This is a genomic window from Duganella dendranthematis (genome assembly GCF_012849375.1).
Taxonomy (GTDB): domain Bacteria; phylum Pseudomonadota; class Gammaproteobacteria; order Burkholderiales; family Burkholderiaceae_D; genus Rugamonas; species Rugamonas dendranthematis.
In genome coordinates this window covers 2,619,140-2,643,434 of record NZ_CP051684.1, presented here as the reverse complement: position 1 = coordinate 2,643,434, position 24,295 = coordinate 2,619,140, and the positions used below count along the sequence as shown (strand labels likewise).

Here is a 24,295-nt window from a genome sequence, read left to right as displayed (position 1 = left end):
TCAGCCTCCTGACAAAGCTTGCAGAATATAGACGTGGGATTGTGGCGCCAGCGCATCATCCAGTAGGCGGCAATCGCGGGCGCGCTGGCCGTCGATGAAGATCACCACGTTCTCGCGCAGGTGTCCCTGCTCGTCGAGCACGTAGCCGCGCAGCCGTGGGTAGTCGGCAAAGCAAGCGTCCAGGGCGCTGCGCAGATCGGCCGCCTGGATCTCCACCTGCGGCACGGTCATGAAGCGCGCTAGTTGTTGTGTGAAGATGAGATGCGCCATGCGCACTGATTCTATGCCGATTGGCGCTAAAATGAAATTGCCGCAACCAACGGAGTCCCGCATGTCGATTACGCCGCAAGAACTGGAACTGCTGATGCAGGAAGTGGAGAAGGAAGACCCGATCGACTTCGCCGACCTGCCCTTTGAAGAACACGATTTGCGCGGACTGATCTCCAACCATCTGTGCGAGATGGCCGAGGCGATGGAGAACTTCAGCGACGAAGACAAACACCTGACGCTGCTGGCCGTGGCGGCCAAGCTGGTGCTGGAAAACATGGTGCTGAATATCCAGCTGCTGCGCCGCCACGGCGTGCCGCTCAGTGAGACCACGGAGGCGCTGTTGCAGCGCCTCCGCAAGCGCGGGGAGGAAGATTAAGCCGCGCGCGGGAAGTCGATCTCCGTCACGTTGACCCGGTTGAACAGGTTGGTGAACGTAATCGACGTGATCGCCAGCAGCGTGTCGACAATCTGCGCATCGCTGACACCGGCCGCCTTGACCGCAGCCACCACCTCGGCCGGCACATCGCCGCTGGTGGTCACCAGGCTGTGCACGAACGTGGCCAGCGCGTTCAGGCGCGCGTCGCCGCTGTCCTGGCCGTAACGCACGGCCTTGATGGCGTCGGCGCTCAGGCCAGCCTTGCCGCCGATCATGGTGTGCGCGGCCAGGCAGTAGTCACATTTGGCGTCCTGACTGACGGCCAGCTTGACCACTTCGATTTCTTTCGCGCTCAGGCTGGTTTTACGCAGCGCGCCGTCCAGCGTCAGCGCCGCTTCCAGCGCCACCGGGCTATTGCTGCCGATGCCGACGTAAGCATTCGGCACCATGCCGATGGCGCCTTTGATGGCGGTAAACAGTTGGGCGGCTTGGCCGGTGGCTTCAGAGACAGGTTGGGTGAACAGACGGGACATGATGTGTTTCCTTTCAAAGTCGGTTGGTATGGGAAACAGTGTATGCCTTGCGTCTGCGATGCTGAATACCTCAAATGCTCTATAATTTGCTCTATCGTCTCAGCCCCCACTTATGGATCCTCTCAGCCACCTGCTCTCCCTGTACCCCGTGCGCACCGCGCTCGACGTCCGCTGCCGCTTTGGCGCGCCATGGGTGCTGGACCACGAAGGCACGCCGCACGGCGTTGCTCCCTACCACCTGATCGTGCGCGGCGAAGCGCAGGCCGAAGGCCAGTCGCTGCAAACAGGCGACATCATCGTCTTCCCGCACGGACACGCGCACCGGCTGCACATCGGCGATCCCCAGCACGCCTCGGCGCCGCGCAGCGCACCCGGCCTGCTGCGTTCGCTGGCCAACGATGGCGAAGGTCCGCAGACCGACATCCTATGCGGCGAATTCCGCTTCGACGCCCACGGCAGCGCCGGCCTGCTGGCGGCCTTGCCGGACGTGCTGGTGGTGCATACCGCCGGCCGCCCGGACGCGCAAAGCCTGCGCCACCTGCTGCGCATGCTGCAAGAGGAAGCGGAAACGCCGCGTGGCGGCTCGGAAGCCATCATCCGCCAGCTGGCCTCGGCCCTGTTCGCGCTGTTGATCCGTACCTGGCTGGAACAGGCGCTGGCGGTGCCCGGCCTGTTCGGCGTGCTGGCCGAGCGCCGCCTGCAAGCAGCCCTGAACGGCATGCTGACGGCGCCGGAAAAACCGTGGACGCTGGAAGAACTGGCCGACACCAGCCATATGTCGCGCGCCACCTTTGCGCGCCTGTTCAAGCAGGCCGCTAACGCCACGCCGGCCGACGTGCTGGCGCAACTGCGCATGGCGCGCGCCGCCCGCCTGCTGGATGACGGCCAGCCGGCCGGCGTGGTCGGTGAAGCGGTGGGATATCAGTCGGAGGCGGCGTTCAACCGCGCCTTCAAGCGTCAGTACGGGGTGGGGCCGGGAGCTTACCGGCGGCGGGCGCCAGAATAAGCAGGTCGGTTTCGGCAATCGCCACGCAGGGCAGGATGTAGCCCTCGCGTTTTTCGTCTGGACTCAGGCCCGGCCAGTCGATCTTGTAACGCACCGTGCCGCTGGCGGCCTGGCAGATGCAGGTGCGGCAGGTGCCGTTGCGGCAGGAACTGGGCAGGCGGATGCCGGCGCGCTCGGCCGCCTGCAGCACCGTCTCCGGCGCCGCTGCTTCAAAGGTCCATCCCTGCCCTGCCAACGTCACCTTCATGCCTGCCACCCATGTTGCCCATTAAAGGCAACATGATATCAAGCGGGCAGCCGCAACTGGGACTTGCCGGTGACCTGCGGTCGCGACGGCTGACCGCCCACTGGCCGGACAAGGCGCGCGCCCGGCAACTGCTGCAACTTGAACACCGCCATCGCCTGCGACACGCAGCGCGCCTGCTGCGCCAGGTTGCCGGCGGCAGCGGCGGCCTGCTCCACCAGCGCCGCATTCTGCTGCGTGATGTCGTCGATCTTGATCACCGCTTCGTTGACCTGACCAATGCCGGAACTCTGTTCGCGGGTGGAGTTGGAAATCTCGCCCATCACCTGCGACACCCGGCACACCGATTCGATCACCTGGTCCATGGTGACGCCGGCATTGTTGGTCAGCGTGGTGCCGGCCGCGACTTTCTGAATCGACGTATCGATCAACTCCTTGATTTCCTTGGCCGCCGTCGCCGAGCGCTGCGCCAGCCCGCGCACCTCGCTGGCCACCACCGCAAAACCGCGTCCCTGCTCGCCGGCACGCGCCGCTTCCACCGCCGCATTCAGCGCCAGGATATTAGTCTGGAAAGCGATGCCGTCGATCAGGCCGATGATATCGAGGATCTTGTTGGACGAGGCGCTGATATCGCCCATGGTCGTCACCACCTGGGAGACGATGCTGCCACCATGCGTCGCCACCTCGCGCGCGCGCTCGGCCAGTTCGTTGGCGCTGGCCACGTTGGTGGCGCTCTGCTGCACGGTGGCGGTCAACTGCTCCATGCTGGACGCGGTCTGTTGCAGGCTGGACGCCTGCGACTCGGTGCGGCCCGACAAATCCATATTGCCATCGGCAATCTCATCGGTGGCCAGCGAAATCTGGTCGAAGTTCGCGCGCACGTCGCCGATGATGCTGTGCAGGTTGATATTGGTCTGGCGCAGCGCCGCCAGCAGCTGCCCCACTTCATCGTCGCGCTGGATGTCGATGGTGGCGGTCAGGTCGCCGCCGGCCATCATGCGCGCCGCCTTGGTGGCTTGCCGCAGCGGCAGCGCTACGTTGACGTACAGGCTGCGGCCGAACGCCAGCATGCCCAGCATGGCGACGATGGCCGCGCCGCCCAGCCAGCCGTGCGCCTTGGCGGCGGTGGCGTCGTCCATCACCAGCAGCGTCAGCGCCAGCACGCCCAGCACGCCGACCAGCAGCGCGGTGGCGGCGCCGATCTGCGCCGATAGCGACGTCGTGGCCAAAGCCTTGAGCCGCGCGAACACACCGGTCGATACCGCGCGGCCCTTGACGATGCGCAGCTTGCGTGGATTGCCATTCTTGATTTCGCGGTATACCGCATCCGTCTCGCGCACCTGCTCGCGTGACGGCTTGGTGCGCACCGACAGATAGCCGACCGGCTTGCCGTTTTCGATCACCGGCGTGACGTTGGCCAGCACCCAGTAGTAGTCGCCGTTCTTGCAGCGGTTCTTCACCAGCCCGGTCCACGGCATGCCGTCCTTGATGGTGTGCCACAGGTCGGCGAAGGCTTCGACCGGCATATCCGGATGGCGCACGATGTTTTGCGGCGCCCCCATCAACTCCTCTTCCGTAAAGCCGCTGACTTCAATGAAATACGGATTGGCGTAATTGATGTTGCCCTGCAAATCGGTGCTGGAAACAATGGTCTTGCCATCGTCCATGACGTATTCATTGGACGTGACCGGGCTATTTACTCGCATGACGGCTCCTTTACTTGCTTTTATGGGATCAGTAGAGGCGAACCGGGGTTGGGGGCGCCACAGGCCGCAATGGGCCTGCGTACGCAGAATAGGCGGTTTGTGGTACGACGAAAGTCACCAATTGTCGCAATGCAGCGTTTTGTGCAGCGATACAACAGGCAATCTAGTCAGGTTTGAAATTCTGCCCCAAAGACATTGGCTTATTCAGCAAGATTGTCTGTGGATTGCGGCAGATAATCACTAGCACCACGATAGTGGCGAGGTATGGCAGCATCGACAAAAACTCCGAAGGAATCGCCAGCCCCATACCCTGCCCGTGGAACTGCAGCATGGTGACGCCGCCAAACAGGTACGCGCCAACCAGCACGCCGCGCGGCTTCCACGTGGCGAACACCACCTGCGCCAGCGCGATCCAGCCGCGGCCGGCCGTCATGCCCTCGACCCACATCGGCGTCAGCGCCAGCGACAGGTAGGCGCCGCCCAGTCCCGCCAGCGCGCCGCCAAACAGCACGGTGCCATAACGCAGGCCGATCACCGGAAAGCCGATCGCGTGCGCGCTGTGCGGCGACTCGCCCACCGCGCGGATGATCAAGCCAAGCCGCGTGCGCGCCAGCATCCAGCCGATCGCCACCACCAGCGCGACCGACGCATATACCATCGCATCAAAGCGGAAGAGCAGCGGCCCGATAAACGGAATCTCGGACAGCAGCGGGAAGTGCAAATGCGGCATCGGCGCCACCGTCTGGCCGACGAAGCCCTGGCCGATAAAGGCCGAAGCGCCGATGCCGAACAAGGTCAGCGCCAGGCCGGTGGCCACCTGGTTGGTTTGCAGCGTCAATACCAGAAAGCCGAAGATCAGCGACATCAACATGCCTGCCGCTGCTGCCGCCAGCAAGCCAACGATCATGCTGCCGGTGCCGAGCGTGACGCCGAAGCCGACCACCGCGCCGATCAACATCATGCCCTCCATGCCCAGATTGAGCACGCCGGAACGCTCGGTCACCAGCTCGCCCATCGAGGCAACCACCAGCGGCGTGGCCGCGCCGGCGGTGCTGGCGAGGAAAGCGATCAACAATTCAGTGGTCATCATGCCGGCACTCCCGCCACACGCTTGTGCGGCTTGATACGATAGTGAATGAACAGGTCTGCCGCCAGCAGGTAAAACAGCAGCAGCCCCTGGAAGATGCCGGTGATGGCGGACGGCGTCTGCAACTCGATCTGCGCCGTCTCGCCGCCGATGTACAGCAGCGACATCAGCACCGCCGACAGCACCACGCCCAGCGGATGCAAACGCCCCACATAGGCAACGATGATCGCAGCGAAGCCGTAGCCCGGCGACACCGACGGCTGCAGCTGCCCCAGCGGCCCCGCCACTTCACCCACGCCGGCGATACCGGCCAGCGCGCCGCTGACCATGAACGCCAGCCACACATTGCGCGGCTCGCTGAAGCCGGCGTACAGCGCCGCCGCCGGCGCCATGCCGCTGACCTGCATGCGGTAGCCGGCAAACGTATGCTTGCAGAAGAACCACGCCGCCCCCGCCGCCAGCAGCGACAGGATGAAGGCCGCATTGACGCGCAAGCCTTCCACCAGCAGCGGCAAGGTGGCCGACTCGCTGAACATTTTCGATTGCGGGAAATTAAAGCCGGCCGGATCGCGCATCGGCCCGTGCACCAGATAGCTGAGCAAGTGATACGCCACGTACACCAGCATCAGGCTGACGAGAATCTCGCTGGTGTTAAAGCGCGTGCGCAGCAGCGCCGGAATCGCCGCCCACAGCATGCCGCCCACCGCACCGGCCAGCAGCATCAGCGGCAGCACCCACCACGCCTGCACCTCGTCGAAGTACAGCGCCACCGCGCCGGCGCAGATCGCACCGATGGTCAGCTGGCCGTCGGCGCCGATGTTGTTGACGTTGGCGCGGAAGCCGATCGCCAGGCCCACGCCGCACAGGATCAGCGGCGTCGCCTTCAGCAGCAGTTCGCCCACGCTGTACAACGTGGTCCACGGCTTGACGAAATAAACGTAGAACGCATGCAGCGGCTCCTGGCCGATAAAGAAAAACAGCAGCGATCCGGTAAACAGCATCGCCACCGCCGCAATCAACGGTGACGCCAGCATCATGCGGCGCGAGGGTTCGGGACGTCGTTCAAGCCGGGACATGCTCTGCTCCTTGGTAATCAAAATCGCCGCTCATCCACACGCCGATCTGGTTGATGCTGGTGGCTTTGGCCGGCACTGCGCGCGACAGCCGGCCGTCGGCCAGCACGGCGATGCGGTCGCTCATCATGAACAATTCGTCCAGCTCCTCGGACAACACCAGCACCGCCACGCCCTGGTCGCGCATATCGATGATGGCCTGGCGTATCAGCATGGCGGCGCCGATGTCGACGCCCCACGTGGGCTGCGCAAACACCATCACCTTCGGCGCCAGCATGATCTCGCGGCCGACGATGAATTTTTGCAGATTGCCGCCGGACAGACTGGCCGCCGCCGACTGCGCGCCGCCGCACTTGACCTTGAAGCGCTCGATCACCTGCTGCGCAAACGCGCGCACCGCGCCGCGCTGTATCAGGCCGCGCTTAACCATGCCGGTAGCGGCGGCGGGTACGTAGCCGGTCAGCAGCGCGTTATCGGCCAGCGACAGCTCCGGCGCCGCGCCGCGTCCCAACCGCTCCTCCGGCACGAAGCCGAGGCCCAGCTGGCGGCGCTGCGCCGCATCCAGCGTGCCGACGTCACGCTCGGCGAGACGCACCGTCCCTTCGCGCATGCTGAGCGTGCGTTCGCCGGAAATCGCCTTCAGCAGTTCCTGCTGGCCGTTGCCGGAAATGCCGGCGATGCCGACGATCTCGCCGCTGCGCAGCGACAGGTTGATGTCCTTCAGCCGCGTGCCGAATGGATCGCTACTTTCCACATTCAGATGCTCCAGCGACAGCCTTATCTCGCCCGGCTCGCGCGGCTGGTGCACGCACACCGGCAGTTCGCGGCCGATCATCAGCTCCGCCAGCGACTTCGCGCTTTCCTGCTTCGGCAGCGCGGTGCCGGACACGCGGCCGGCGCGCAGCACCGTGGCCTTGTCGCATAGCGTCTGGATCTCATCGAGCTTGTGACTGATATACAGGATGCTGACGCCTTCCGCCGCCAGCCGCCGCAGCGACTCGAACAGCTTGAGCACCGCATCCGGCGTCAGCACCGACGTCGGCTCGTCCATGATCAGCAGCTTGGGCGATTGCAGCAGGCAGCGCACAATCTCGACCCGCTGCCGCTCGCCGACCGACATGCTGTGCACCCGCCGCTGCGGATCGAGCGGCAGGCCGTATTGTTCCGAGACCTGCTTGATGCGCGGCGCCAGCGCGGCCGGCGACACCTTGTCGTCCAGCGCCAGCGCGATGTTCTCGGCCACCGTCAGCGTCTCGAACAGCGCAAAGTGCTGGAACACCATGCCGATGCCCAGCTTGCGCGCGTCGTGCGGCGAGTTGATATGCACCTGGCGACCTTCCCACATGATCTGGCCGTCGTCCGGCTTGACCACGCCGTAAATGATCTTCATCAGCGTGCTCTTGCCGGCGCCGTTTTCGCCCAGCACGGCGTGGATCTCGCCCGGCATCACAGTCAGGTTCACATCGGCGTTGGCCACCACCGAGGGATAGATCTTGGAGATGCCCAGCATCTGCAAGCGCGGTTCAGTCATCGGCGCCTTCCTTCATCGTATACAAATCGGATACCACCACAGACGCAATTAGCATGCCACACGCAGCCCTAGGCGGATGCGCTGTTTTGGCAGCATCTCGCACCAAAGAGGGATGCAACGCATCCCAAAAGCGTGCACAGGATGTATCCATCTTTGTATACGACTTAGCACGCTTCCTGCTTTATAGAGGACAGTATCAACCAGATATGGAGTCTTTCAATGCCTACCAAGCGCGGTACCACCGCCATCGATATGCGCATATATAAGGCGGTGGTCAACGCCGTCATGAGCCACCGCCTGCCGCCCGGAACCCACCTGGGCGAGGCGGATTTCTGCGAGCTGTATAACGTCAGCCGCACCATCGTACGCAAGGCCCTGCAACGGCTGGCGCACGATCACATTATCGAGCTGCGGCCCAATCGCGGCGCAGTCATTGCCTCGCCCACGCCGCAGGAAGCGCGCGAGATCTTCGCTGCGCGGCGTGCGCTGGAACGCGAGATCGTGCCGCTGGTAATACAGAACGCCACGCCGGAATCGCTGAAGCAAATCCGCGCCGCCATCGCAGCGGAAGACGCGGCGCGGCGCAACGGCGACCGCGCCGGCTGGATACGACTGGGCGGCGAGTTCCATTTGCTGCTGGCGGAGCTGGCCGGCAACCATGTGCTGCAGCGCTTCATGGCGGAGCTGGTGTCGCGCTGCTCGCTGATCATCGCGCTGTACGAAACGCCCGGCAGCGCCATGTGCGAGAACGATGAACACGAGGATCTGGCCACGCTGATCGAGAAGGGCAAGGTGAAGGAAGCCACGCACCTGATCGAGCATCACCTGCTGGAGATTGAGGCGCGCCTGCGTCTCGCTGAACAGGACAAGAAAGTGAATCTGGCGGAAGCGTTGTCGGGATTCTAAAAAGTTGGCCCCGATCTGGCCCATATATTGCTAAAGAGGTAGACGAGATTGGATCCAATTAGTAAAACGAATTGAATACAAAAAAAGTGCTTTCAAACCTCAACTACCGGAGTTCGCCTATGTCACATCTCGTACGCACCACTGTTGCTCTTGCCCTCCTTGCAGCTTGCAGCGCGCAAGCCGCCGACTGGACCGACACCTCGCTCAGCTACCGCTACGGCACCAAGTTCGCCGAGCCGTACAACAGCAACGACATCACCAAGAACATCGTCAATCTGAGCAGCGTCTCCGGCTACAAGTACGGCAAGAACTTCTTCAGCGTCGACCTGCTGATGTCGTCCGAACTCGATCCATCGGCGGCCGGTTCCAACAGCGGCGCGCACGAAGCTTACGTGGTGTATCGCCACACGCTGGACTTCGGAAAAATCTTCAACAAGAGCTACGCCTTTGGTCCGGTACGCGGCGTCGGCGCCACCGCCGGTTTTGACTACAACAGCAAAACCGACGCTGGCTACAATTCCAAGAAGCGCATGGTCGTCGCCGGCCCCACCCTGATGATGGACGTGCCGGGCTTCCTCGATATCAGCCTGCTCGCGCTGTGGGAGTCCAACGCGCCGTACAACACCTTCACCAACCAGGCCACGCCGCGCTACGCTTACAAAACGCACGCCATGCTGACCGGCGCCTGGGGCATTCCGTTCAATGTCGGCATTCCGCTGTCGTTCGAAGGCTACGCCAACTTCATTACCGGCAAGGGCACCAATGAATTCGGCGGCGGCACCGCGCCGGAGACCAACATCGACATGCAGATCATGTACGACATCAGCGAAACGCTCGGCACGCCGAAGAACACCTTCAAGATCGGCATCGAGTACCAGTACTGGAAAAACAAATTCGGCAATCCGGACCGCACCGTGCCCGGCGCCACCGCCAGGACGCCGATGGTGCGCGCCGAATACCACTTCTAATTCTCTCAACGTAAAGGAAACCGTATGATGAATCGTCGCACAGTACTGGCTACCCTGGCTGTAGCCGCAGCCTTCGCCGCCGCCCCGTCGTTTGCAGCGGACCCGTTGAAGATTGGCTTCGTCTACGTCGGCCCGGTCGGCGACGCCGGCTGGACGTACGCGCACGACCAGGCCCGCCTGGCGATGGAAAAGGAACTCGGCGCCAAGGTCAAAACCACCTTCGTGGAAAACGTGCCGGAAGGCGCCGATGCCGAACGCGTGATCCGCAAGCTGGTGGCGGAAGGGAACAAGCTGATTTTCACCACCTCCTTCGGCTACATGAATCCGACCGAGAAAGTCGCCAAGTCCGCGCCGGGCGTGGTGTTCCTGCACGCCACCGGCTTCAAGACCGGCAAGAATATGGGCGTGTACGAATCGCGCCTGTATGAAGGCGCCTACCTGGATGGCATCCTGGCCGGCAAGATGACCAAGTCGAACACGCTGGGTTTCATCGCCTCGTTCCCGGTGCCTGAAGTAATCCGCAACATCAACGCCTTCACGCTCGGCGCGCAAAGCGTCAACCCGAAAATCAAGACCAAGGTAATCTGGGTCAACTCGTGGTACGACCCGGCGAAAGAACGCCAGGCGGCGGAAACCCTGGTGGCACAAGGCGCGGATGTGATGGCGCAGAACACCGACTCGCCGGCCACGCTGCAAGTGGCCCAGGAAAAAGGTGTGTACGCCTTCGGCTGGGATTCGGACATGTCCAAGTTCGCACCGAAAGCGCACCTGACCGCTGCCACCAACGACTGGTCCGGCTACTACATCGACACCGCCAAAGCCGTCATCGCCGGCACCTGGAAAACCGGCTCCTACAACGGCGGCCTGAAAGAAGGCATGGTCAAGATGTCGAAGCTGAACGCCGTGGTGCCGGCCGATGCGGCGAAGGCGTTTGAAGAGAAGAAGGCCGCGCTGACCGCCGGCACCTTCGCACCGTTCACGGGTCCGATCAAGGATCAATCGGGCGCCATCAAGTACGCGGCCGGCGTCAAGGCGCCGGAGAAGGACCTGATGGGCATGAACTTCTACGTGCAGGGCGTGGACGGCGCCATTCCGAAGTAAGCATGGATACGCTGCTGCTCAACGACTGGCATCCGGTCGCGCTGTCTACGCAGATTGCGGCCGGCGCTTTGCTGGCTAGCGACCTGCTGGAAACGCGCGTGGTGCTGTGGCGCGACAGCGGCGACGTACTGCATGCGTGGGAAGACCGCTGTCCGCATCGCGGCACGCGGCTTTCCATGGGGGCCCTGCGCGACGATACGCTGACCTGTCCTTACCACGGCTGGACCTTCGGCAAGGAAGGTCGCTGCACGCGCATCCCTGCGCTGCCGCAGGCGCCGCTCAAGGCGCAGGTCAATATGTTCCACGTGCAGGAGCAGTATGGCCTGGCGTGGGTGTGCCTCGGCACGCCCGCGCATGCGGGGCCGCCGGCGTTTCCGGAGTTTGGCGACGCGCTGCTTCGCAAGGTCTGGTGCGGGCCTTACGATGTGCGCAGCAGCGCGCCGCGCATCATCGAAAACTTCCTCGACATGGCGCACTTCGCGTTTGTGCACGAAGGCATATTGGGCGACCAGCAGCATCCGGTCATTCCCGACTACACCGTCGAGACCTTCGACGATGCGGAATACGGCAGCGGGGTGTGGGCGAAGCAGTGCCACGCCTATCAACCGCAAGCCAGCAAGGCCGCCACCGGCGGCAGCGATATCGACTACACCTACCGCGTGGTGCGGCCATTGACGGCGGTGCTGACCAAGCATCCGCCGGACAGCATCCGCGAAGCGATCGCGCTGCTGCTGCAACCGCTGACCGAAACCACCACGCGCGCGTGGATCATCCTCGCGCTCAACGATTTCAATTCCAGCGACGACACGCTGCGCACCTTCCAGGACACCATCTTCCTGCAAGACCTGCCGATCCTGGAAAGCCAGCACCCGGCGCGCCTGCCGCTGACGCCGGGCGCCGAAGTGTCGGTAGCCTGCGACCGCATGTCGCTGGCTTACCGCAGCTATCTCAAACAACTGAACCTGCAATACGGAGTGATTCGATGACGGCAACCGCGCAAGACCACGACTTCCTGACCCGCGTACTGGCCCTGGCGCAGCGTTCGCGCGACGAAGGCCATCATCCGTTCGCCGCCATGGTGGTGGCGGCCGACGGCACCATCATTTCCCAAGCGATGAACGCCTCCAACAGCGACCGCACCGCGCACGCCGAAATGAACGCGCTGCGCCTCGCATCCCAGCAATACGGCCCGGCCGAACTGGCCACCGCCACGCTGTACGCCAACGCCGAGCCGTGCGCCATGTGCGCCGGCGGTACCTACTGGAGCGGCGTGGGACGGGTGGTGTATGCAATGTCGGAAGCCAGCCTGCTGGCATTGACCGGCAGCGATCCCGAAAATCCGACGCTGTCGCTGCCGTGCCGCACCGTGTTTGCCGCCGGCCAGCGCCCGACCGAAGTGATCGGACCACTGCGCGAAGACGAAGCGCGCCTTGCGCACGCTGACTTCTGGCACAAATAGCAAAGTTCCGCGCCGACTGATGTTTCCGGGCGACACCACACGCGTCCACGCATTAAACTACATTGATTATTTGGCGTAATCACGGCACAGTATCTCCCTAGGCCATGCATCATTGAGATGCGGGGAGACAATCATGAAGCTTTTGCAATTTGCGATATTGGCCGCTGTGGGCGTGGCGGTAATATCGCATGCCCGCGCGCAAGCGCCAAAATCCGACTCACCATCCGCCCTGCGCGGCGCCGAGCCCTATCTGCCGCCAGCGCTGCGCAAGCCCCTGCGCGACGCCGCGACCGGCCCCGCGCTGCTGCGCTACCAGCCGATGCAGAAACTGAAGAAACGGTTTGAAGCCGCCGACCTCGACGGCAATGGCACCCTGAGCCGCGACGAAGCGCGCCAGGCCGGCCTGACCGTGGTCGACAAAAATTTCGACCACATCGACACCGCCCAACGCGGCGCGGTCAGCTTCGACGACCTCAAAGCCTTCCTGATCCAGCGCCGCGAAGAGGCGCACTCCCGCTAACCCCCAAAACGAAAGCTCTGCCCCAAAACGAAAGGGTCTGACCCCGTACGGGGTCAGACCCTAGCGCAGCGGTGCGGGTCTCAACGGTGCCGCAAACCGCTACTGCGGCGGCGCGTCGCGACGCGGCAGCGTCAGGCTGAACGTCGAGCCTTCGCCCGGCTTGCTTTCCAGCGTCAGGCTGCCTTCGTGCACCTCGGCCAGCTGGCGCGAGATGTACAGCCCCAGTCCCAGTCCCGCCGGCGCATCGCTGCCAACGCCGCGCTCATACGGCTCGAAAATCTTGGCCTGGTTTTCCGGCGCAATGCCCGGACCGCAATCGCGCACGTCGATGCGGGCCCAATCCTGCTCCACCGTCAAGCTCACACTGACCGGCTGCTGGCAGCCGTAGCGCATCGCATTGGTCAGCAGGTTGACCACGATCTGCTCGATGCGGAACTCGTCCCACCAGCCGCTTACGGGCGTGCCCGCTTCCAGCGAAATATTGGTGCCGGCGGTATTCGCCTGCGGCGTCAGATCATGCACCACGCGCCGCAGCAGGCCGGACAACTCCACCCAGCCCGGCCGCAACGACAGCTTGCCGCTGCGAATCCGCGAAACGTCCAGCATGTCGTCGATCAGCCGGATGATGCTCTGGATCTGGCGATCGTCGCGCGCCACCATGCGCTGCAACTGCTCGGCGCCGAACGCCGCCATATTGCCGCGCTCCAGCTGCATCTTGCGCAGCTGGGTTTCCAGGTACAAGGTGTTGAGCGGCGTCCGCATCTCGTGCGACACCATCGACATGAATTCATCGCGCATCACCAGCGCCCGCTCCAGCTGGGCCTGGGTCGCAGCCTGCTTCTGCTGCGCCGCCTCCAGCGCCTCGACCTGGCGCCGCATCGCTTCGCGCGCCTCATACAGCGCCACGAACACCTGCACCTTGCCCTTGACCGCGCGCGGATCGAGCGGCTTGTACAGCAAGTCCACCGCACCCGCCTCGTAACCCTTAAAGGAATAATTCAGCTCTTTGCCGGCCGCCGTCACGAACACGATCGGGATATGGCGCGTCTTGTCGGTACCGCGCATCAGCTCGGCCAGTTCGAAACCGTCCATGCCCGGCATCTGCACGTCGAGGATCGCGATGGCGAAGTCGTGCTGCAACAGCAGCGCCAGCGCTTCCTCGCCGGAGCCCGCCTGGAACACTTCGCGGCCTTCGCCGCGGATCAGCGCTTCCAGCGCCTGCAGGTTTTCCGGCAGATCGTCGACGATCAGCAACTTGGTGGGGGATGCGTCTTGCATTAATTATTCTCCAGCATCATCAACAGGGTGTGTATCTCTTGCAACGGCAAAATCAGGTCCGGCGCGCGCAGCCGGATGGCTTGCTGCGGCATGGTCGGCACCTCGGCCTCCTGCGGGTCTTGCACCACGGTCAGGCCGCCTGCCGCGCCGATCGCCGCCAGGCCGGCCGCGCCGTCATGGTTGGCGCCAGTCAGCAGAATGCCCACCAGCGCCGGCCCAAAAGCGTCGGCCGCAGATTCCATCAGGTAATCAATTGCCGGGCGGGCAAAATGTAGTGGCGCTTCGCAACTGAGCGAGAAGCTGCGGTCGCGCTCAACCGACAAATGGTAGCCCGAACCGGCAAAGTACAGCGTCCCGGAGGCCACTTCTTCCTTGTCGCGCGCTTCGCGCACCGGCAGCCGCATACGCTGCTGAAAGACGTCGGCCAGGTGGCTCTGGCGCCCATCGGGAATGTGCAGCACCGCCACCACCGCGCAGCCATAATCGGCCGGCAAGTCCGGCAGCAGGCGCAGCAAGGCGCCGACGCCGCCGGCAGAGGCGCCGATGACCACCGCCTCGACCTTGCGGCCGGCCAGTGCGGTGCGGAGAGCGGAGGCGTCCATAATCAGCGCTTGCGGAACAGGCGTTCACGCTTCTGCACCGGCTCGAAGCTCGACGCATACACCGAGAAATCGATGCTTTCCTTGCTGCCCAAGCCGAGAAAGCCGCGATGGCACAGCGACTCGTGGAACAGGCCGAAGGCGCGCTCCTGCAACTTCTTCTTGAAATAAATCATCACGTTGCGGCAACTGATCAGGTGGGTTTCCGCAAACACGGTATCGGTCGCCAGGCTGTGGTCGGCGAAAGTGACGTTTTCGCAAAGCGACTTATCGAATAGCGCGGCGTTGTAGGCCGCCGTGTAGTAATCGGAAAAACTGCGGGTGCCGCCGGCCGCCTGGTAGTTCTGTGTGTACTCGCGCATCGCGTCCAGCGGGAACACGCCTTGGCGTGCCTTCTCCAGCGATTTTGGATTGATGTCGGTGGCGTAAATCATGCTGCGTTCCAGCAAGCCTTCTTCCTTGAGCAGGATGGCCATCGAATACACTTCCTCGCCGGTGCTGCAACCAGCGATCCAGATCTTCAGCGACGGATAGGTGCGCAGCACCGGCACCACGTGCTCGCGCAGCGCGGCAAAGTAGGTCGGGTCGCGGAACATCGAGGTCACCGGTATCGTCAGGTATTGCAGCAGCTGGCTGAAGACGGCCGGCTCGTGGATCACGCGCGCCTGCAGGGCGGAAATGCTGTCGCAGTCCATTTCCTTGAGTGCGTGCAGCACACGGCGCTTTTGCGAAGCGCCGGTGTAGTCGCGGAAGTCGTAGCTATACTTCAGGTAGATGGCTTCCACCAGCATCTTCAGTTCGATATCGGTGTCGCTTTGTTGCATGGTCTTAGTTCCGTTCAGCGTTCGGCATCCAGACGCGCAGCAGCGAATACAGACGGGACAAATCAATCGGCTTGGCCAGGTAATCGCTGGCGCCGGCCGCCAGGCATTGCTCCTGGTCGTCCTTCATCGCCTTGGCGGTGATGGCGATCACCGGCAGGCGGGCGAAGCGCGGGTCGTCGCGCAGGCGGCGCGTGGCTTCCAGGCCATCCATGCCCGGCATCATCACGTCCATCAGCACCAGGTCGATATCGGGCACGGTGTCGAGTTTTTCAAGGGCCTCGAAGCCGTTGCGGCCCACTTCGACCAGCGCGCCTTTCTGCTCCAGCGCACTGGTCAGCGCGAAGATGTTGCGCACGTCATCGTCCACCAGCAGGATGCGGCGGCCTTCGAACACGCGGTCGCGCGAACGCACCGTTTTCAGCATGCGCTGGCGTTCGCTCGACAGGTCGGCTTCCACCTTGTGCAGGAACAGCGTCACTTCGTCCAGCAGGCGCTCCGGCGAGCGGGCACCCTTGATGATGATCGAGCGCGAATACTTGTGCAGGTCGGCTTCCTCGGCGCGCGACAGGTTGCGGCCGGTGTAGACGATCACCGGTGGAAACGCCGCCAGCGATTCGCCGGCCATGCGTTGCAGCAGTTCGTTGCCCTGCATGTCCGGCAGCTTGAGGTCGATGATCATGCAGTCGTAGATGGTGGTGCGCAGCAGCGCCAGCGCTTCCTCGCCGCTGCCGACCGCGACAATTTCGACGTCATCGTCGGAAATCAGCTGCACCACGCTGTCGCGCTGGCGGTCGTCGTCTTCCACCAGCAGCACGCGCTTGATTTTCTGCGTCAGCTTGGTTTCGATGCGGCGGAATACTTCCATCAGCTGCTCGCGCGTGGTCGGTTTCAGCGCGAAGCCGATCGCGCCCAGGTGCAGCGCGGCTTCGCCGTTTTCAGTGCCGGACACCACGTGCACGGGAATGTGGCGGGTCAGCGCGTCGTCCTTCAGCAGTTGCAGCACCGACAGGCCGGAGCGGTCCGGCAGGCGGATGTCCAGCATGATCGCGTCCGGCTTGTACTGGCGGGCCAGCGCCAGCCCTTCTTCGGCGTCGAACGCCACCAGGCAATGGTATTGTTTTTCGTGCGCCAGGTCGTACAGGATGTGGGCGAACGCCACGTCATCCTCCACCACCAGCACCAGGCGGCCACGCACGGCGTCCGGCGCGTCGAGCAATTCGCGGTCGTCGTCAAACGCGCGCGGCATGACCGGTGCTGGTGCAGGCGCCGGTTCCGGCACCGGTGCGCGCGGCAGCGAGGTCAGGCCGATTTCCACTTCCGCCGATGAGGTCGAACTGCCGGTGCGCGGACCCGGCTCGGGCGCGGTCCAGGCGGTCGGCAGGGTCAGCGTGAAGCAGCTGCCCTTGCCCGGTTCGCTGACCAGGCTGATGTTGCCACCCAGCAGTTGCGCCAGGTCGCGCGAGATCGACAGGCCGAGGCCGGTGCCGCCGTACTTGCGGCTGGTGGTGCCGTCGGCTTGCTGGAAGGCGTTGAAGATGCCCTGCTGGTCTTCGGCGCGGATGCCGATGCCGGTGTCCTGCACGGCAAACGCCACGGCGCCGTTGGCGGCCGGCTGTATCGACAGCGTGATCTGGCCGCTGCTGGTGAACTTGAGCGCGTTCGACAGCAGGTTTTTCAGGATCTGCTCCAGGCGCTGGCGATCGGTGACCATGTGCGACGCCACGCCCTCGGCGACCTGCAACTGGAAGGCCAGCTTTTTCTGCTGCGCCAGCGGCTCGAATACCATCGCCATGCCTTCCACCACGTGGCGGGTGGACAGGTTTTCCGGCACCAGGTCCAGCTTGCCGGCTTCGACCTTGGAGATGTCGAGGATGTCGTTGATCAGGTTCAGCAGGTCGTTGCCGGCCGAGTAAATCGTGTTGGCGAAGCGCACCTGCTCGTCGTTCAGGTTGCCGGCAGCGTTTTCCGACAGCAGCTTGGCCAGGATCAGCGAGCTGTTGAGCGGCGTGCGCAGTTCATGCGACATATTCGCCAGGAATTGCGATTTGTACTGGCTGGCGCGCTCCAGGTCGCGGGCGCGCTCTTCCAGGTCCAGCTGCGCCTTGGTCAGCTCGGCGTTCTTCTGGTCCAGCGCCACGCTCTGTTCATTCAGCTGTTCGTTGGTCTGCTCCAGCTCGGCCTTCTGGTTTTCTAGACTGGCTTGCGATTCTTCCAGCACGCGCGACTGTTCTTCCAGCTCTTCGTTGGCGGTGCGCAGTTCTTCCTGTTGTACTTGCAGTTCTTCGTTGAGCTGCTGGGTTTCAGCCAGCACTTCCTGCAGGCGTTGACGCGAGTGGCTGGCCTCGATGGCACTGCCGATATTGCCCTTCACCAGCGTCAGCAACTCGACATCGCGCTCGGTGATCGGCCGCAGCAGGCCCAGTTCGACCACGCCATTGATATCGCCATCGCTGTCCACCGGCGCCAGCAGCACGCTGGCCGGAGCGCCGCCGCCCAGGCCGGACGAGACGCGGATGTAATCGGCCGGCAGCGGCTCCAGCCGCAGCACGCGGCGTTCCAGCGCCGCCTGCGCCACCAGGCTCTCGGCCGGCTTGAGCTGCTGGTCGCGCTGCTCCCATTCATCGCTGAAGCCGTATGACGCCACGCGTTGGAAGCTGCCATCCGGCCGGCGCAGGTACAGCGCGCCGACCACCACGCCCATATAGCGTGCCAGGAATTGCAGCAGCGCCGCCGACAGTTGCGGCAGCGCCAGCTGGCCGATGCCCTGCTGCGCCAGTTCGCTCTGTCCGGTGCGCAGCCAGGCCTGCTGCTGCAGCATGGTGGCATGCTCGGCATGCTCGTTGAGCGCCTTGGTGTAGACGCGCGACAGGCCGGTCAGCTCGCGGCGGCCGAACCAGGCCAGCGCGCCGCCCACACCCAGCGTCAGAATCAGGTACAGCACCGCCACCCAGGTGGTGACCGTGCGCGCTTCATCGGCGCGGTCCACGCGCATGCGCACTTCGGCGGCAACGAAGGTATCCAGCAGGCGGCGGATTTCATCGAACTGGGTCTTGCCGCGGCCAGTCTTGACCGGACCGGTGACGTCGCCGTTGGCGGCGCGCAGGCGGATCATTTCTTGGGCATATTGATCCCATTGCTGCTGCTGGTATTGAATGGTGCGCAGGCGGTCGACCTGGGTTGGATTGTCTTCGACCAGTTTCATCAGGCCGGTCAGGTTCGACGCCACCTTGGGCTTGGAAACGATGTAGGGCTGCAGGAAGGACTCATCGCCGGCCAGCATATAGCCGCGCAAGCCGGTTTCCATGTCGACCATCTCCTTGCCGACCTGGTTGGCGTTGCCGATCACCCTTTCGCTGTGCTCGACCCAGTTCATGGTGGTGATCAGATAGGCGAGCAGGACGACGAATACGCCAGCACTGACGACACCGGCCGCCAGCGGCAGCGTAACGTTACGAACAAGGATACGACGGAAACCGCGGTCGTCCAGTGTGGTGGAATTCGGCATGGGTTGGGCCAGATTAACTTAGGAAACAAGAAGTTTATCTCAAACACAAGCTTAACCAACCCACATTTCAATTGTGCGTGAAGGAAATAACATATCCCTCACGCAAATTGTCATCAAGCCGCCTGTTTCTGGCCGCCGTCGTACCAGATCACGCCGTCGGCGCGGATGGTGGTGCGGTTGAGGATGCGGCGGGTGGACGGCGTGATCGGCGTCGCTTTATGCGCCACGTGCAGGTTGTCGGCCACCACCACGTCACCCGGCAGCCAGTGGTGGCGGTAGCTGGCGCCATCCCGCGAGTAATGACGGTCCACCGCCTCCATCAAGGCCCGCGAATGGTCGGGACTGTAGCCCAGCACGCCGGCCGTCAGGCCGATATTCAGGTACAGCGCCGGCACGCCGGTCTTCGGATGCTTGAGCACCAGCGGATGCACCACGCCATTGCGGTGCGCCGTGTTCAGGCCGGCGAACTCCTGCTGTATCTCCGGCTGCAACTCGGCATAGGCCTGCTGCAGGTCGGTGAACAGCGTATCGCCGCCCTCCTCCGACTGCACTTCCGAATACCAGAAGCTGATCGGCGTCGGATCTTCGCGGAACGAACCGTCCGAGTGCCAGTAGCGGCCGACCTCGACATGGCCATCCTCCGGCCGGCTGGCGACACGGAAGATCTCCGGCAAGCCATTCAGCTGGCCACGCATGGTCGGGAAGGTCTCCAGACTGCCGAACAGCTGGCTGGCGGCGATCTGCTCGTGCGGCGTGAACGACTGGCCGCGAATGACCAGCATGCCGTATTGCAGCAGCGCTGAGCGCAGCAATTCAGTCGTGCCGGCATTGACCTGGCGCATATCGACGTCTTCGATTTCGGCGCCGAAACCGACGGGAAGCGGGGTGATTTTCATACATCCTCCTTAAGCATTGCAGTATGAAATGACTATAATCCCGCCTCGATCTGCTGATAAGATAGGCAAATTCGCACACACCTTTGCGCAGGACGCAACGTCATGGACCGATTCGCCGAACTGAAAGCTTTCTGCCTGGTGGCCAACAACGGCGGCTTTTCCGCCGCCGCGCGCCAGCTCAACGTGGCCACCTCGTCGGTGACCCGGCTGGTGGACGCGCTGGAACAACGCCTCGGCACGCCGCTGCTGAACCGCTCGACGCGCAGCATCACCCTCACCGACAGCGGTCGCAACTACTTCGACCACGCCAGCCAGATCCTGGCCGCGCTGGACGAAGCTGATGACGCCGCCGCCGGCCGCGACGCCGAACCGGCCGGCGTACTGCGCATTGCCGCCCCGGTCACGCTGGCGATCCGCTACATCGCCCCGCTGCTGCCGGAACTGGCGCGCCGCTATCCGCGGCTGGAACTGGACATGCGCCTCAGCGACGCCCTGAGCAATATGGTCGATGAAGCGATCGACGTCGCCATCCGCATCGGCAATCCCGAGCAGCAGCCCAACCTGATCGCCCGCAAGTTGGCCGGCCACACGCGCCACATCGTCGCCAGCCCGGCCTACCTGGCCACCCACGGCGCGCCGCAGACGCCGGACGAGCTCAGCCAGCGCAACTGCCTGCTATTTGCCTACGGCGCCAGCCGCTCGACCTGGCGCCTGCGCAATGCCGACCTGGCCACCGAAGTGGAAGTCGGCGGCAGCCTGCACGTCAACAATGCAGAAATGCTGCGCCAGGCCGCGCTGGGCGGACTCGGCCTGACACTGCTGCCGACCTGGCTGATCCAGCCCGACCTGGACGCCGGCACGCTGGTGCCGGTGCTGGCCGAGTACCAGGCCAATCCAGGAGAAATGGATGTCGGGATTTATGCGGTGTACCCGTCCAACCGGCGCGGCGCATCCAAGATCCGCGTCTTCACCGACCTGCTGGCGGCGGCGCTGACGTAGCCAGCAACCCCAGCTTTATCAGGCTTTCGGCACAGGCCAGAATCGCCTCGTCCCGCGTGCGCGGCGTCCAGCCTAGCAGCCGCCGCGCCTTCTCGTTGCTGGCGTTCATGTTCACGCCCAGCATCGAGCGGATGCTTTTCATCGCCGGATTACGCAGCGCGCCGAGACGGATGAACCAGTCGGGAATCACCCGCGTCGATACCTTGTCCGCCGCATGCCCCAAGCGCTGGCGCAGCAAACGGGCCACGTCCACCAGCCATGCGCTGTCGCCCGAGGTCGCCAGGAAGCGCTGGCCGCTGGCGGCCGGATGCACCATGGCCAACAGGTGCAGGTCGGCGACGTCACGCACATCAACAAAGCAGCTATTGATCCTTGGACAGCCCGGCTGACCGTCCAGCATATTCTTAATCAGCCGGATCGAATGCGAATAGTCCGCGCCCAACGCCGGCCCCAGCACCGCGGTCGGATTGATGGCAGCCAGTTCCATGCCGCCGCCTTCGGCCTCGATGAACGCCCACGCGGCGCGTTCGGCCAGGGTCTTGGATTTCTGGTACGGCGCGATGTTGCCGTTCAGGTTGCTCCAGTCCGATTCGTTGAACGGCCGCTCCCGCCGCCCATGCCCCATGCCCACTGCGCCGAAAGCTGACGTCAGCACCACGCGCCGGACACCGGCATCGCGCGCGGCCCGCAGCACGCGCAGGTTGCCGTCCACCGCCGGCTGGACCCAGTCCTGTTCCCGTACCTGGTCGCCGGAGGGCGTCGGTGAGGCGCCATGCAGCACAAAGCGGCAGCCGGCCACGGCGGCAGCCCAGCCTTGGTCAGCGCCCAGATCGGCGGCGACGAACGACAGCCGCTTCCCCGCCTCGACGCCGCCATTGCGCAGCTGCTGGCGCACTTCCGCCTCGCGCTCCAGCGAACGCACCGTGGTGCGGAGGCGATAGCCGCTGTTCAACAACGCCAGCATGCAATGCTGCGCAATAAATCCGGTGCCGCCGGTCACCAGTACCAAGGTCTCGTCCATTCCATTCCTTTCAGATTTCAACAGCCGCCACGATACGTGCAGCACGCCGGACTGTGAATGCTTGAAAGTGCGTATTACTTGTGCAATAGTGCGGAAATGAACGCCGATCCCTTCTCCGACATCCTCAAACTGATGCAAGCCGAAACCCTGGTCACAGGTGGCTTCAGCGCCGGCGGCGCCTGGTCGCTGCGCTTTCCTGCGCCGGAGAAAATCAAATTCTTCGCGGTAGTCAAAGGTAATTGCTGGGTCTGTATCGACGGCGAAGTGCCGGTCCAGTTCAACACCGGGGACGTGGGATTATTGACGGCCAAGCGCTCGTTCGTGCTGGCCAGCGCGCCGGAAGTGCCGCCGCAGGACGCCATGCGCCTGTTTTCCGGCGCGGGCCGTTCGACCGCCACCGTCGGCGACGGCCAGGATTTCGTCCACATCGGCGGCCACGTGCTGCTCGATCCCGCCAGCGGCCGCCTGCTGGCGGATGTGCTGCCGCCATGGATTCACGTACCGGCGGCATCGCCGCAGGCCAGCACTTTCCGCTGGCTGCTGGATCAATTGCTGGAAGAGCGCGCCGGCGGACTGCCGGGCGCGCAACTGGCGACGGCGCAACTGGCGCAACTGCTGTTCATTCAGATTTTGCGGGCCCACCTGCAGACCACCAGCCCGATGCCGGCCAGCTGGCTGCGCGCGTTGGGCGATCCGCGCATCGCGCCGGCATTGCGGCTGATGCACGGCAATCCCGCCCGCGCCTGGCACCTGGATGAACTGGCCAAGGCCTGCGCCATGTCGCGCACCACCTTCGCGCTGCATTTCCGCACCATCGCCGGGGTGGCGCCGCTGACCTACCTGACCGGCTGGCGCATGCGGCTGGCTGAACGCGAACTGGGCCAGAACACGCCGATGGCGGTGATCGCGCAATCGCTAGGCTATACATCGGAGAGTGCCTTCAGCCACGCCTTCAAGCGCGTGACCGGGCACTCTCCGCGGGCGTACCGCACTGCCAGGATGGCAGCCGGCACGTCCGCCGCAGCGGCTTAGTGCTGCTGTTAGTGCTGGGCTTCGGCGTCGATCTGCTTGCGGATCTTCGCCACCTGGCCGGCATCCGCCGCCGACGCCTGGTTGCCCCAGCTCTGCCGCACGAAGGTCACCAGCTGCGCCGCTTCCTCGTCCGACAGGCGCCATGCAAAGCCCGGCATGCCGAGCGCTGACGGCGCGCCCTTGGTGGATGGCAGCGAACTGCCCGCCAGCACCAGGCGGATCAGCGAAGTCGGATCATCCGACAGCACCGACGGATTGCCGGCCAGCGCCGGGAACACCTTGGCGTTGGAGGTCGCATCGCTGCGATGGCAGGCCGCGCAGTTGTCCAGATACAGCTGCGCGCCGCGCGTCTCGTCATGGCCCGCCTTCAGGGCCTTGGCGGTGACGTCGCTGACCGCATAGCGCGACTTCTCATCCGGTCCCGGCGTCAGCGATTTCAGGTACACTGCAATCGCTTTCAGGTCTTCCGGCGACATCGCCTGCGTGCTGTGCAGGACCACATCGGCCATCGGCGAACCGACCACCGCCGAATGCGCATTGCGTGCCTTGCTCAGCGTATCGACGATGTCCTGCTCGCTCCAACGGCCAAGGCCGCCGGCCGGATTGCTGCGCAGATTAACCGCCAGCCAGCCATCGATCACCGGACCGCCGGACAGGAACGCCGGATTCGACTCATCCTGCGCCAGCTCCTGCATGGTGGTCGCGCGCGGCGTATGGCAAGCGCCGCAGTGGCCCAGGCCTTGCACCAGATACGCGCCACGCGCCAGTGCATCGCCCTGATACTTGCTCAGCACCAGTGGCGCCACGGCCGGCGCATACGTCTTGCGCCAGATCGCCAGCGGCCAGTTCATCGACAGCGGCCAGCTGATGCCGCTGCCATGGTTGGCCTGCGCCACCGGCTGCACGCCATGCATGAAGTACGCATACAACGCGCGCAGGTCGTCGTCGGTGACCTTGGCGTACGACGGATACGGCATGGCCGGATACAGCGTGTCGCCCGACGGCGCAATACCGTGCCGTACCGCGCGGTCGAAGTCGTTCAGGCTGTAGTTGCCGATGCCGGTCGCCTTGTCCGGCGTGATGTTGGAGCTGTACACCGCGCCAACCGGCGTCGCCATTGCCAGGCCGCCGGCGAACGGCTGCCCTTTCGGCGCCGTGTGGCACGCCACGCAGTCGGCCGCGACGGCCAGGTAGCGGCCTTTCTCGATCAACTGCGCGCTCGGCGCCGTCAGATTCTCCGCACCCGCGCCGATATCCCTGGTGACCGTGGCCTGTTTGGCGTAAGCAAAAGCACCCACCACGCCAACTACCGCCACCGCCGCGACGACCGCGATTCCTTTTTTTACATTGCTCATGTCGTC

The 24,295-nt window shown here is 64.1% G+C and carries 24 protein-coding genes; 10 read left to right on the top strand and 14 right to left on the bottom strand.

Annotated features, from left to right (window positions below; genetic code table 11):
- The gene (locus HH213_RS12120) at positions 1–270 is read right to left on the bottom strand and encodes a MoaD/ThiS family protein (protein ID WP_169112406.1); all 270 of its coding nucleotides are present in this window, start codon (positions 268–270) and stop codon (positions 1–3) included.
- Positions 271–331: 61 nt separating this feature from the next.
- Here HH213_RS12120 and HH213_RS12115 point away from each other — a divergent pair, with 61 nt between their 5' ends.
- Positions 332–646: a hypothetical protein gene (locus tag HH213_RS12115; protein ID WP_169115131.1), complete on the top strand. Its 315-nt coding sequence runs from the start codon at positions 332–334 to the stop codon at positions 644–646.
- Here the strand turns inward: HH213_RS12115 and HH213_RS12110 are convergent.
- On the bottom strand, positions 643–1,179 hold the full coding sequence (locus tag HH213_RS12110; RefSeq protein ID WP_110846200.1) for a carboxymuconolactone decarboxylase family protein: 537 nt from the start codon (positions 1,177–1,179) through the stop codon (positions 643–645). The two genes, HH213_RS12115 and HH213_RS12110, sit on opposite strands and share 4 nt — an antisense overlap.
- Before the next feature lie 112 nt (positions 1,180–1,291).
- Between HH213_RS12110 and HH213_RS12105 the strand changes: the two genes are divergently transcribed.
- Positions 1,292–2,185: an AraC family transcriptional regulator gene (locus HH213_RS12105; protein ID WP_169112405.1), complete on the top strand. Its 894-nt coding sequence runs from the start codon at positions 1,292–1,294 to the stop codon at positions 2,183–2,185.
- Here HH213_RS12105 and HH213_RS12100 read toward each other — a convergent pair.
- The 5 genes from HH213_RS12100 to HH213_RS12080 all read right to left on the bottom strand — a co-directional run bounded on the left by HH213_RS12100 (position 2,130) and on the right by HH213_RS12080 (position 7,826).
- Entirely contained in the window at positions 2,130–2,432 is a 303-nt protein-coding gene (locus HH213_RS12100; protein WP_169112404.1) for a 2Fe-2S iron-sulfur cluster-binding protein, read from the bottom strand. The genes HH213_RS12105 and HH213_RS12100 overlap by 56 nt on opposite strands.
- Positions 2,433–2,470: 38 nt before the next feature.
- Positions 2,471–4,135: a methyl-accepting chemotaxis protein gene (locus HH213_RS12095; protein ID WP_169112403.1), complete on the bottom strand. Its 1,665-nt coding sequence runs from the start codon at positions 4,133–4,135 to the stop codon at positions 2,471–2,473.
- 163 nt (positions 4,136–4,298) lie between these two features.
- Positions 4,299–5,225 carry an ABC transporter permease gene (locus HH213_RS12090; RefSeq protein ID WP_169112402.1) on the bottom strand — a complete coding sequence of 309 codons (927 nt, stop codon included), beginning with the start codon at positions 5,223–5,225 and terminating at the stop codon, positions 4,299–4,301.
- Complete coding sequence (locus HH213_RS12085) at positions 5,222–6,298, bottom strand: ABC transporter permease (RefSeq protein WP_169112401.1); 1,077 nt, start codon at positions 6,296–6,298, stop codon at positions 5,222–5,224. Before HH213_RS12085 ends, HH213_RS12090 begins: the two co-directional genes overlap by 4 nt.
- On the bottom strand, positions 6,285–7,826 hold the full coding sequence (locus HH213_RS12080; protein WP_169112400.1) for an ABC transporter ATP-binding protein: 1,542 nt from the start codon (positions 7,824–7,826) through the stop codon (positions 6,285–6,287). Before HH213_RS12080 ends, HH213_RS12085 begins: the two co-directional genes overlap by 14 nt.
- Before the next feature lie 219 nt (positions 7,827–8,045).
- Between HH213_RS12080 and HH213_RS12075 the strand changes: the two genes are divergently transcribed.
- The 6 genes from HH213_RS12075 (at position 8,046) to HH213_RS12050 (ending at position 12,780) form a co-directional block, all read left to right on the top strand.
- Complete coding sequence (locus tag HH213_RS12075) at positions 8,046–8,732, top strand: GntR family transcriptional regulator (RefSeq protein ID WP_110846193.1); 687 nt, start codon at positions 8,046–8,048, stop codon at positions 8,730–8,732.
- Positions 8,733–8,851: 119 nt separating this feature from the next.
- Positions 8,852–9,700, top strand: a complete 849-nt coding sequence (locus HH213_RS12070) for an outer envelope protein (RefSeq protein WP_169112399.1) — start codon at positions 8,852–8,854, stop codon at positions 9,698–9,700.
- Positions 9,701–9,724: 24 nt separating this feature from the next.
- The gene (locus HH213_RS12065; RefSeq protein ID WP_169112398.1) at positions 9,725–10,801 is read left to right on the top strand and encodes a BMP family ABC transporter substrate-binding protein; all 1,077 of its coding nucleotides are present in this window, start codon (positions 9,725–9,727) and stop codon (positions 10,799–10,801) included.
- A 2-nt stretch (positions 10,802–10,803) separates the two neighbouring features.
- Positions 10,804–11,787: an aromatic ring-hydroxylating dioxygenase subunit alpha gene (locus HH213_RS12060; RefSeq protein WP_174864408.1), complete on the top strand. Its 984-nt coding sequence runs from the start codon at positions 10,804–10,806 to the stop codon at positions 11,785–11,787.
- A complete protein-coding gene (locus HH213_RS12055) occupies positions 11,784–12,260 on the top strand; it encodes a nucleoside deaminase (RefSeq protein ID WP_169112397.1) in 477 nt (158 codons plus the stop codon). The genes HH213_RS12060 and HH213_RS12055 overlap by 4 nt, the downstream gene beginning before the upstream one ends.
- A 133-nt stretch (positions 12,261–12,393) precedes the next feature.
- Positions 12,394–12,780, top strand: a complete 387-nt coding sequence (locus HH213_RS12050; protein ID WP_110846188.1) for an EF-hand domain-containing protein — start codon at positions 12,394–12,396, stop codon at positions 12,778–12,780.
- A 99-nt stretch (positions 12,781–12,879) separates the two neighbouring features.
- Here the strand turns inward: HH213_RS12050 and HH213_RS12045 are convergent, their stop codons facing one another.
- From HH213_RS12045 to HH213_RS12025, 5 genes are all read right to left on the bottom strand, one after another.
- The gene (locus HH213_RS12045) at positions 12,880–14,058 is read right to left on the bottom strand and encodes a hybrid sensor histidine kinase/response regulator (RefSeq protein WP_169112396.1); all 1,179 of its coding nucleotides are present in this window, start codon (positions 14,056–14,058) and stop codon (positions 12,880–12,882) included.
- The gene (locus HH213_RS12040) at positions 14,058–14,660 is read right to left on the bottom strand and encodes a chemotaxis protein CheB (RefSeq protein ID WP_169112395.1); all 603 of its coding nucleotides are present in this window, start codon (positions 14,658–14,660) and stop codon (positions 14,058–14,060) included. Before HH213_RS12040 ends, HH213_RS12045 begins: the two co-directional genes overlap by 1 nt.
- A 2-nt stretch (positions 14,661–14,662) precedes the next feature.
- The gene (locus tag HH213_RS12035) at positions 14,663–15,481 is read right to left on the bottom strand and encodes a CheR family methyltransferase (protein WP_169112394.1); all 819 of its coding nucleotides are present in this window, start codon (positions 15,479–15,481) and stop codon (positions 14,663–14,665) included.
- Between the two features lie 4 nt (positions 15,482–15,485).
- Positions 15,486–18,986, bottom strand: a complete 3,501-nt coding sequence (locus tag HH213_RS12030; protein ID WP_169112393.1) for a response regulator — start codon at positions 18,984–18,986, stop codon at positions 15,486–15,488.
- A 113-nt stretch (positions 18,987–19,099) separates the two neighbouring features.
- Positions 19,100–19,882: a TauD/TfdA dioxygenase family protein gene (locus tag HH213_RS12025; RefSeq protein ID WP_169112392.1), complete on the bottom strand. Its 783-nt coding sequence runs from the start codon at positions 19,880–19,882 to the stop codon at positions 19,100–19,102.
- Positions 19,883–19,984: 102 nt separating this feature from the next.
- Between HH213_RS12025 and HH213_RS12020 the strand changes: the two genes are divergently transcribed.
- Positions 19,985–20,881, top strand: coding sequence for a LysR family transcriptional regulator (locus tag HH213_RS12020; RefSeq protein WP_169112391.1), 897 nt, complete (start codon positions 19,985–19,987; stop codon positions 20,879–20,881).
- On the opposite strand, the gene HH213_RS12015 is transcribed toward HH213_RS12020, so the two are convergent.
- Positions 20,850–21,902, bottom strand: a complete 1,053-nt coding sequence (locus HH213_RS12015) for an SDR family oxidoreductase (protein WP_169112390.1) — start codon at positions 21,900–21,902, stop codon at positions 20,850–20,852. The two genes, HH213_RS12020 and HH213_RS12015, sit on opposite strands and share 32 nt — an antisense overlap.
- A 57-nt stretch (positions 21,903–21,959) precedes the next feature.
- On the opposite strand from HH213_RS12015, the gene HH213_RS12010 reads away from it, so the two are divergent.
- Positions 21,960–22,934: an AraC family transcriptional regulator gene (locus HH213_RS12010; protein ID WP_169112389.1), complete on the top strand. Its 975-nt coding sequence runs from the start codon at positions 21,960–21,962 to the stop codon at positions 22,932–22,934.
- Between the two features lie 8 nt (positions 22,935–22,942).
- Here the strand turns inward: HH213_RS12010 and HH213_RS12005 are convergent, their stop codons facing one another.
- Entirely contained in the window at positions 22,943–24,289 is a 1,347-nt protein-coding gene (locus HH213_RS12005) for a cytochrome c (protein WP_169112388.1), read from the bottom strand.
- Positions 24,290–24,295: the final 6 nt, after the last annotated feature.

Excerpts from the sequence above, each read along its gene's own strand:
- HH213_RS12120 (WP_169112406.1), bottom strand. The coding sequence starts at position 270 with ATGGCGCATCTCATCTTCACACAACAACTAGCGCGCTTCATGACCGTG.
- HH213_RS12115 (WP_169115131.1), top strand. The coding sequence starts at position 332 with ATGTCGATTACGCCGCAAGAACTGGAACTGCTGATGCAGGAAGTGGAG.
- HH213_RS12110 (WP_110846200.1), bottom strand. The coding sequence starts at position 1,179 with ATGTCCCGTCTGTTCACCCAACCTGTCTCTGAAGCCACCGGCCAAGCC.
- HH213_RS12105 (WP_169112405.1), top strand. The coding sequence starts at position 1,292 with ATGGATCCTCTCAGCCACCTGCTCTCCCTGTACCCCGTGCGCACCGCG.
- HH213_RS12100 (WP_169112404.1), bottom strand. The coding sequence starts at position 2,432 with ATGAAGGTGACGTTGGCAGGGCAGGGATGGACCTTTGAAGCAGCGGCG.
- HH213_RS12095 (WP_169112403.1), bottom strand. The coding sequence starts at position 4,135 with ATGCGAGTAAATAGCCCGGTCACGTCCAATGAATACGTCATGGACGAT.
- HH213_RS12090 (WP_169112402.1), bottom strand. The coding sequence starts at position 5,225 with ATGATGACCACTGAATTGTTGATCGCTTTCCTCGCCAGCACCGCCGGC.
- HH213_RS12085 (WP_169112401.1), bottom strand. The coding sequence starts at position 6,298 with ATGTCCCGGCTTGAACGACGTCCCGAACCCTCGCGCCGCATGATGCTG.
- HH213_RS12080 (WP_169112400.1), bottom strand. The coding sequence starts at position 7,826 with ATGACTGAACCGCGCTTGCAGATGCTGGGCATCTCCAAGATCTATCCC.
- HH213_RS12075 (WP_110846193.1), top strand. The coding sequence starts at position 8,046 with ATGCCTACCAAGCGCGGTACCACCGCCATCGATATGCGCATATATAAG.
- HH213_RS12070 (WP_169112399.1), top strand. The coding sequence starts at position 8,852 with ATGTCACATCTCGTACGCACCACTGTTGCTCTTGCCCTCCTTGCAGCT.
- HH213_RS12065 (WP_169112398.1), top strand. The coding sequence starts at position 9,725 with ATGATGAATCGTCGCACAGTACTGGCTACCCTGGCTGTAGCCGCAGCC.
- HH213_RS12060 (WP_174864408.1), top strand. The coding sequence starts at position 10,804 with ATGGATACGCTGCTGCTCAACGACTGGCATCCGGTCGCGCTGTCTACG.
- HH213_RS12055 (WP_169112397.1), top strand. The coding sequence starts at position 11,784 with ATGACGGCAACCGCGCAAGACCACGACTTCCTGACCCGCGTACTGGCC.
- HH213_RS12050 (WP_110846188.1), top strand. The coding sequence starts at position 12,394 with ATGAAGCTTTTGCAATTTGCGATATTGGCCGCTGTGGGCGTGGCGGTA.
- HH213_RS12045 (WP_169112396.1), bottom strand. The coding sequence starts at position 14,058 with ATGCAAGACGCATCCCCCACCAAGTTGCTGATCGTCGACGATCTGCCG.
- HH213_RS12040 (WP_169112395.1), bottom strand. The coding sequence starts at position 14,660 with ATGGACGCCTCCGCTCTCCGCACCGCACTGGCCGGCCGCAAGGTCGAG.
- HH213_RS12035 (WP_169112394.1), bottom strand. The coding sequence starts at position 15,481 with ATGCAACAAAGCGACACCGATATCGAACTGAAGATGCTGGTGGAAGCC.
- HH213_RS12030 (WP_169112393.1), bottom strand. The coding sequence starts at position 18,986 with ATGCCGAATTCCACCACACTGGACGACCGCGGTTTCCGTCGTATCCTT.
- HH213_RS12025 (WP_169112392.1), bottom strand. The coding sequence starts at position 19,882 with ATGAAAATCACCCCGCTTCCCGTCGGTTTCGGCGCCGAAATCGAAGAC.
- HH213_RS12020 (WP_169112391.1), top strand. The coding sequence starts at position 19,985 with ATGGACCGATTCGCCGAACTGAAAGCTTTCTGCCTGGTGGCCAACAAC.
- HH213_RS12015 (WP_169112390.1), bottom strand. The coding sequence starts at position 21,902 with ATGGACGAGACCTTGGTACTGGTGACCGGCGGCACCGGATTTATTGCG.
- HH213_RS12010 (WP_169112389.1), top strand. The coding sequence starts at position 21,960 with ATGCTTGAAAGTGCGTATTACTTGTGCAATAGTGCGGAAATGAACGCC.
- HH213_RS12005 (WP_169112388.1), bottom strand. The coding sequence starts at position 24,289 with ATGAGCAATGTAAAAAAAGGAATCGCGGTCGTCGCGGCGGTGGCGGTA.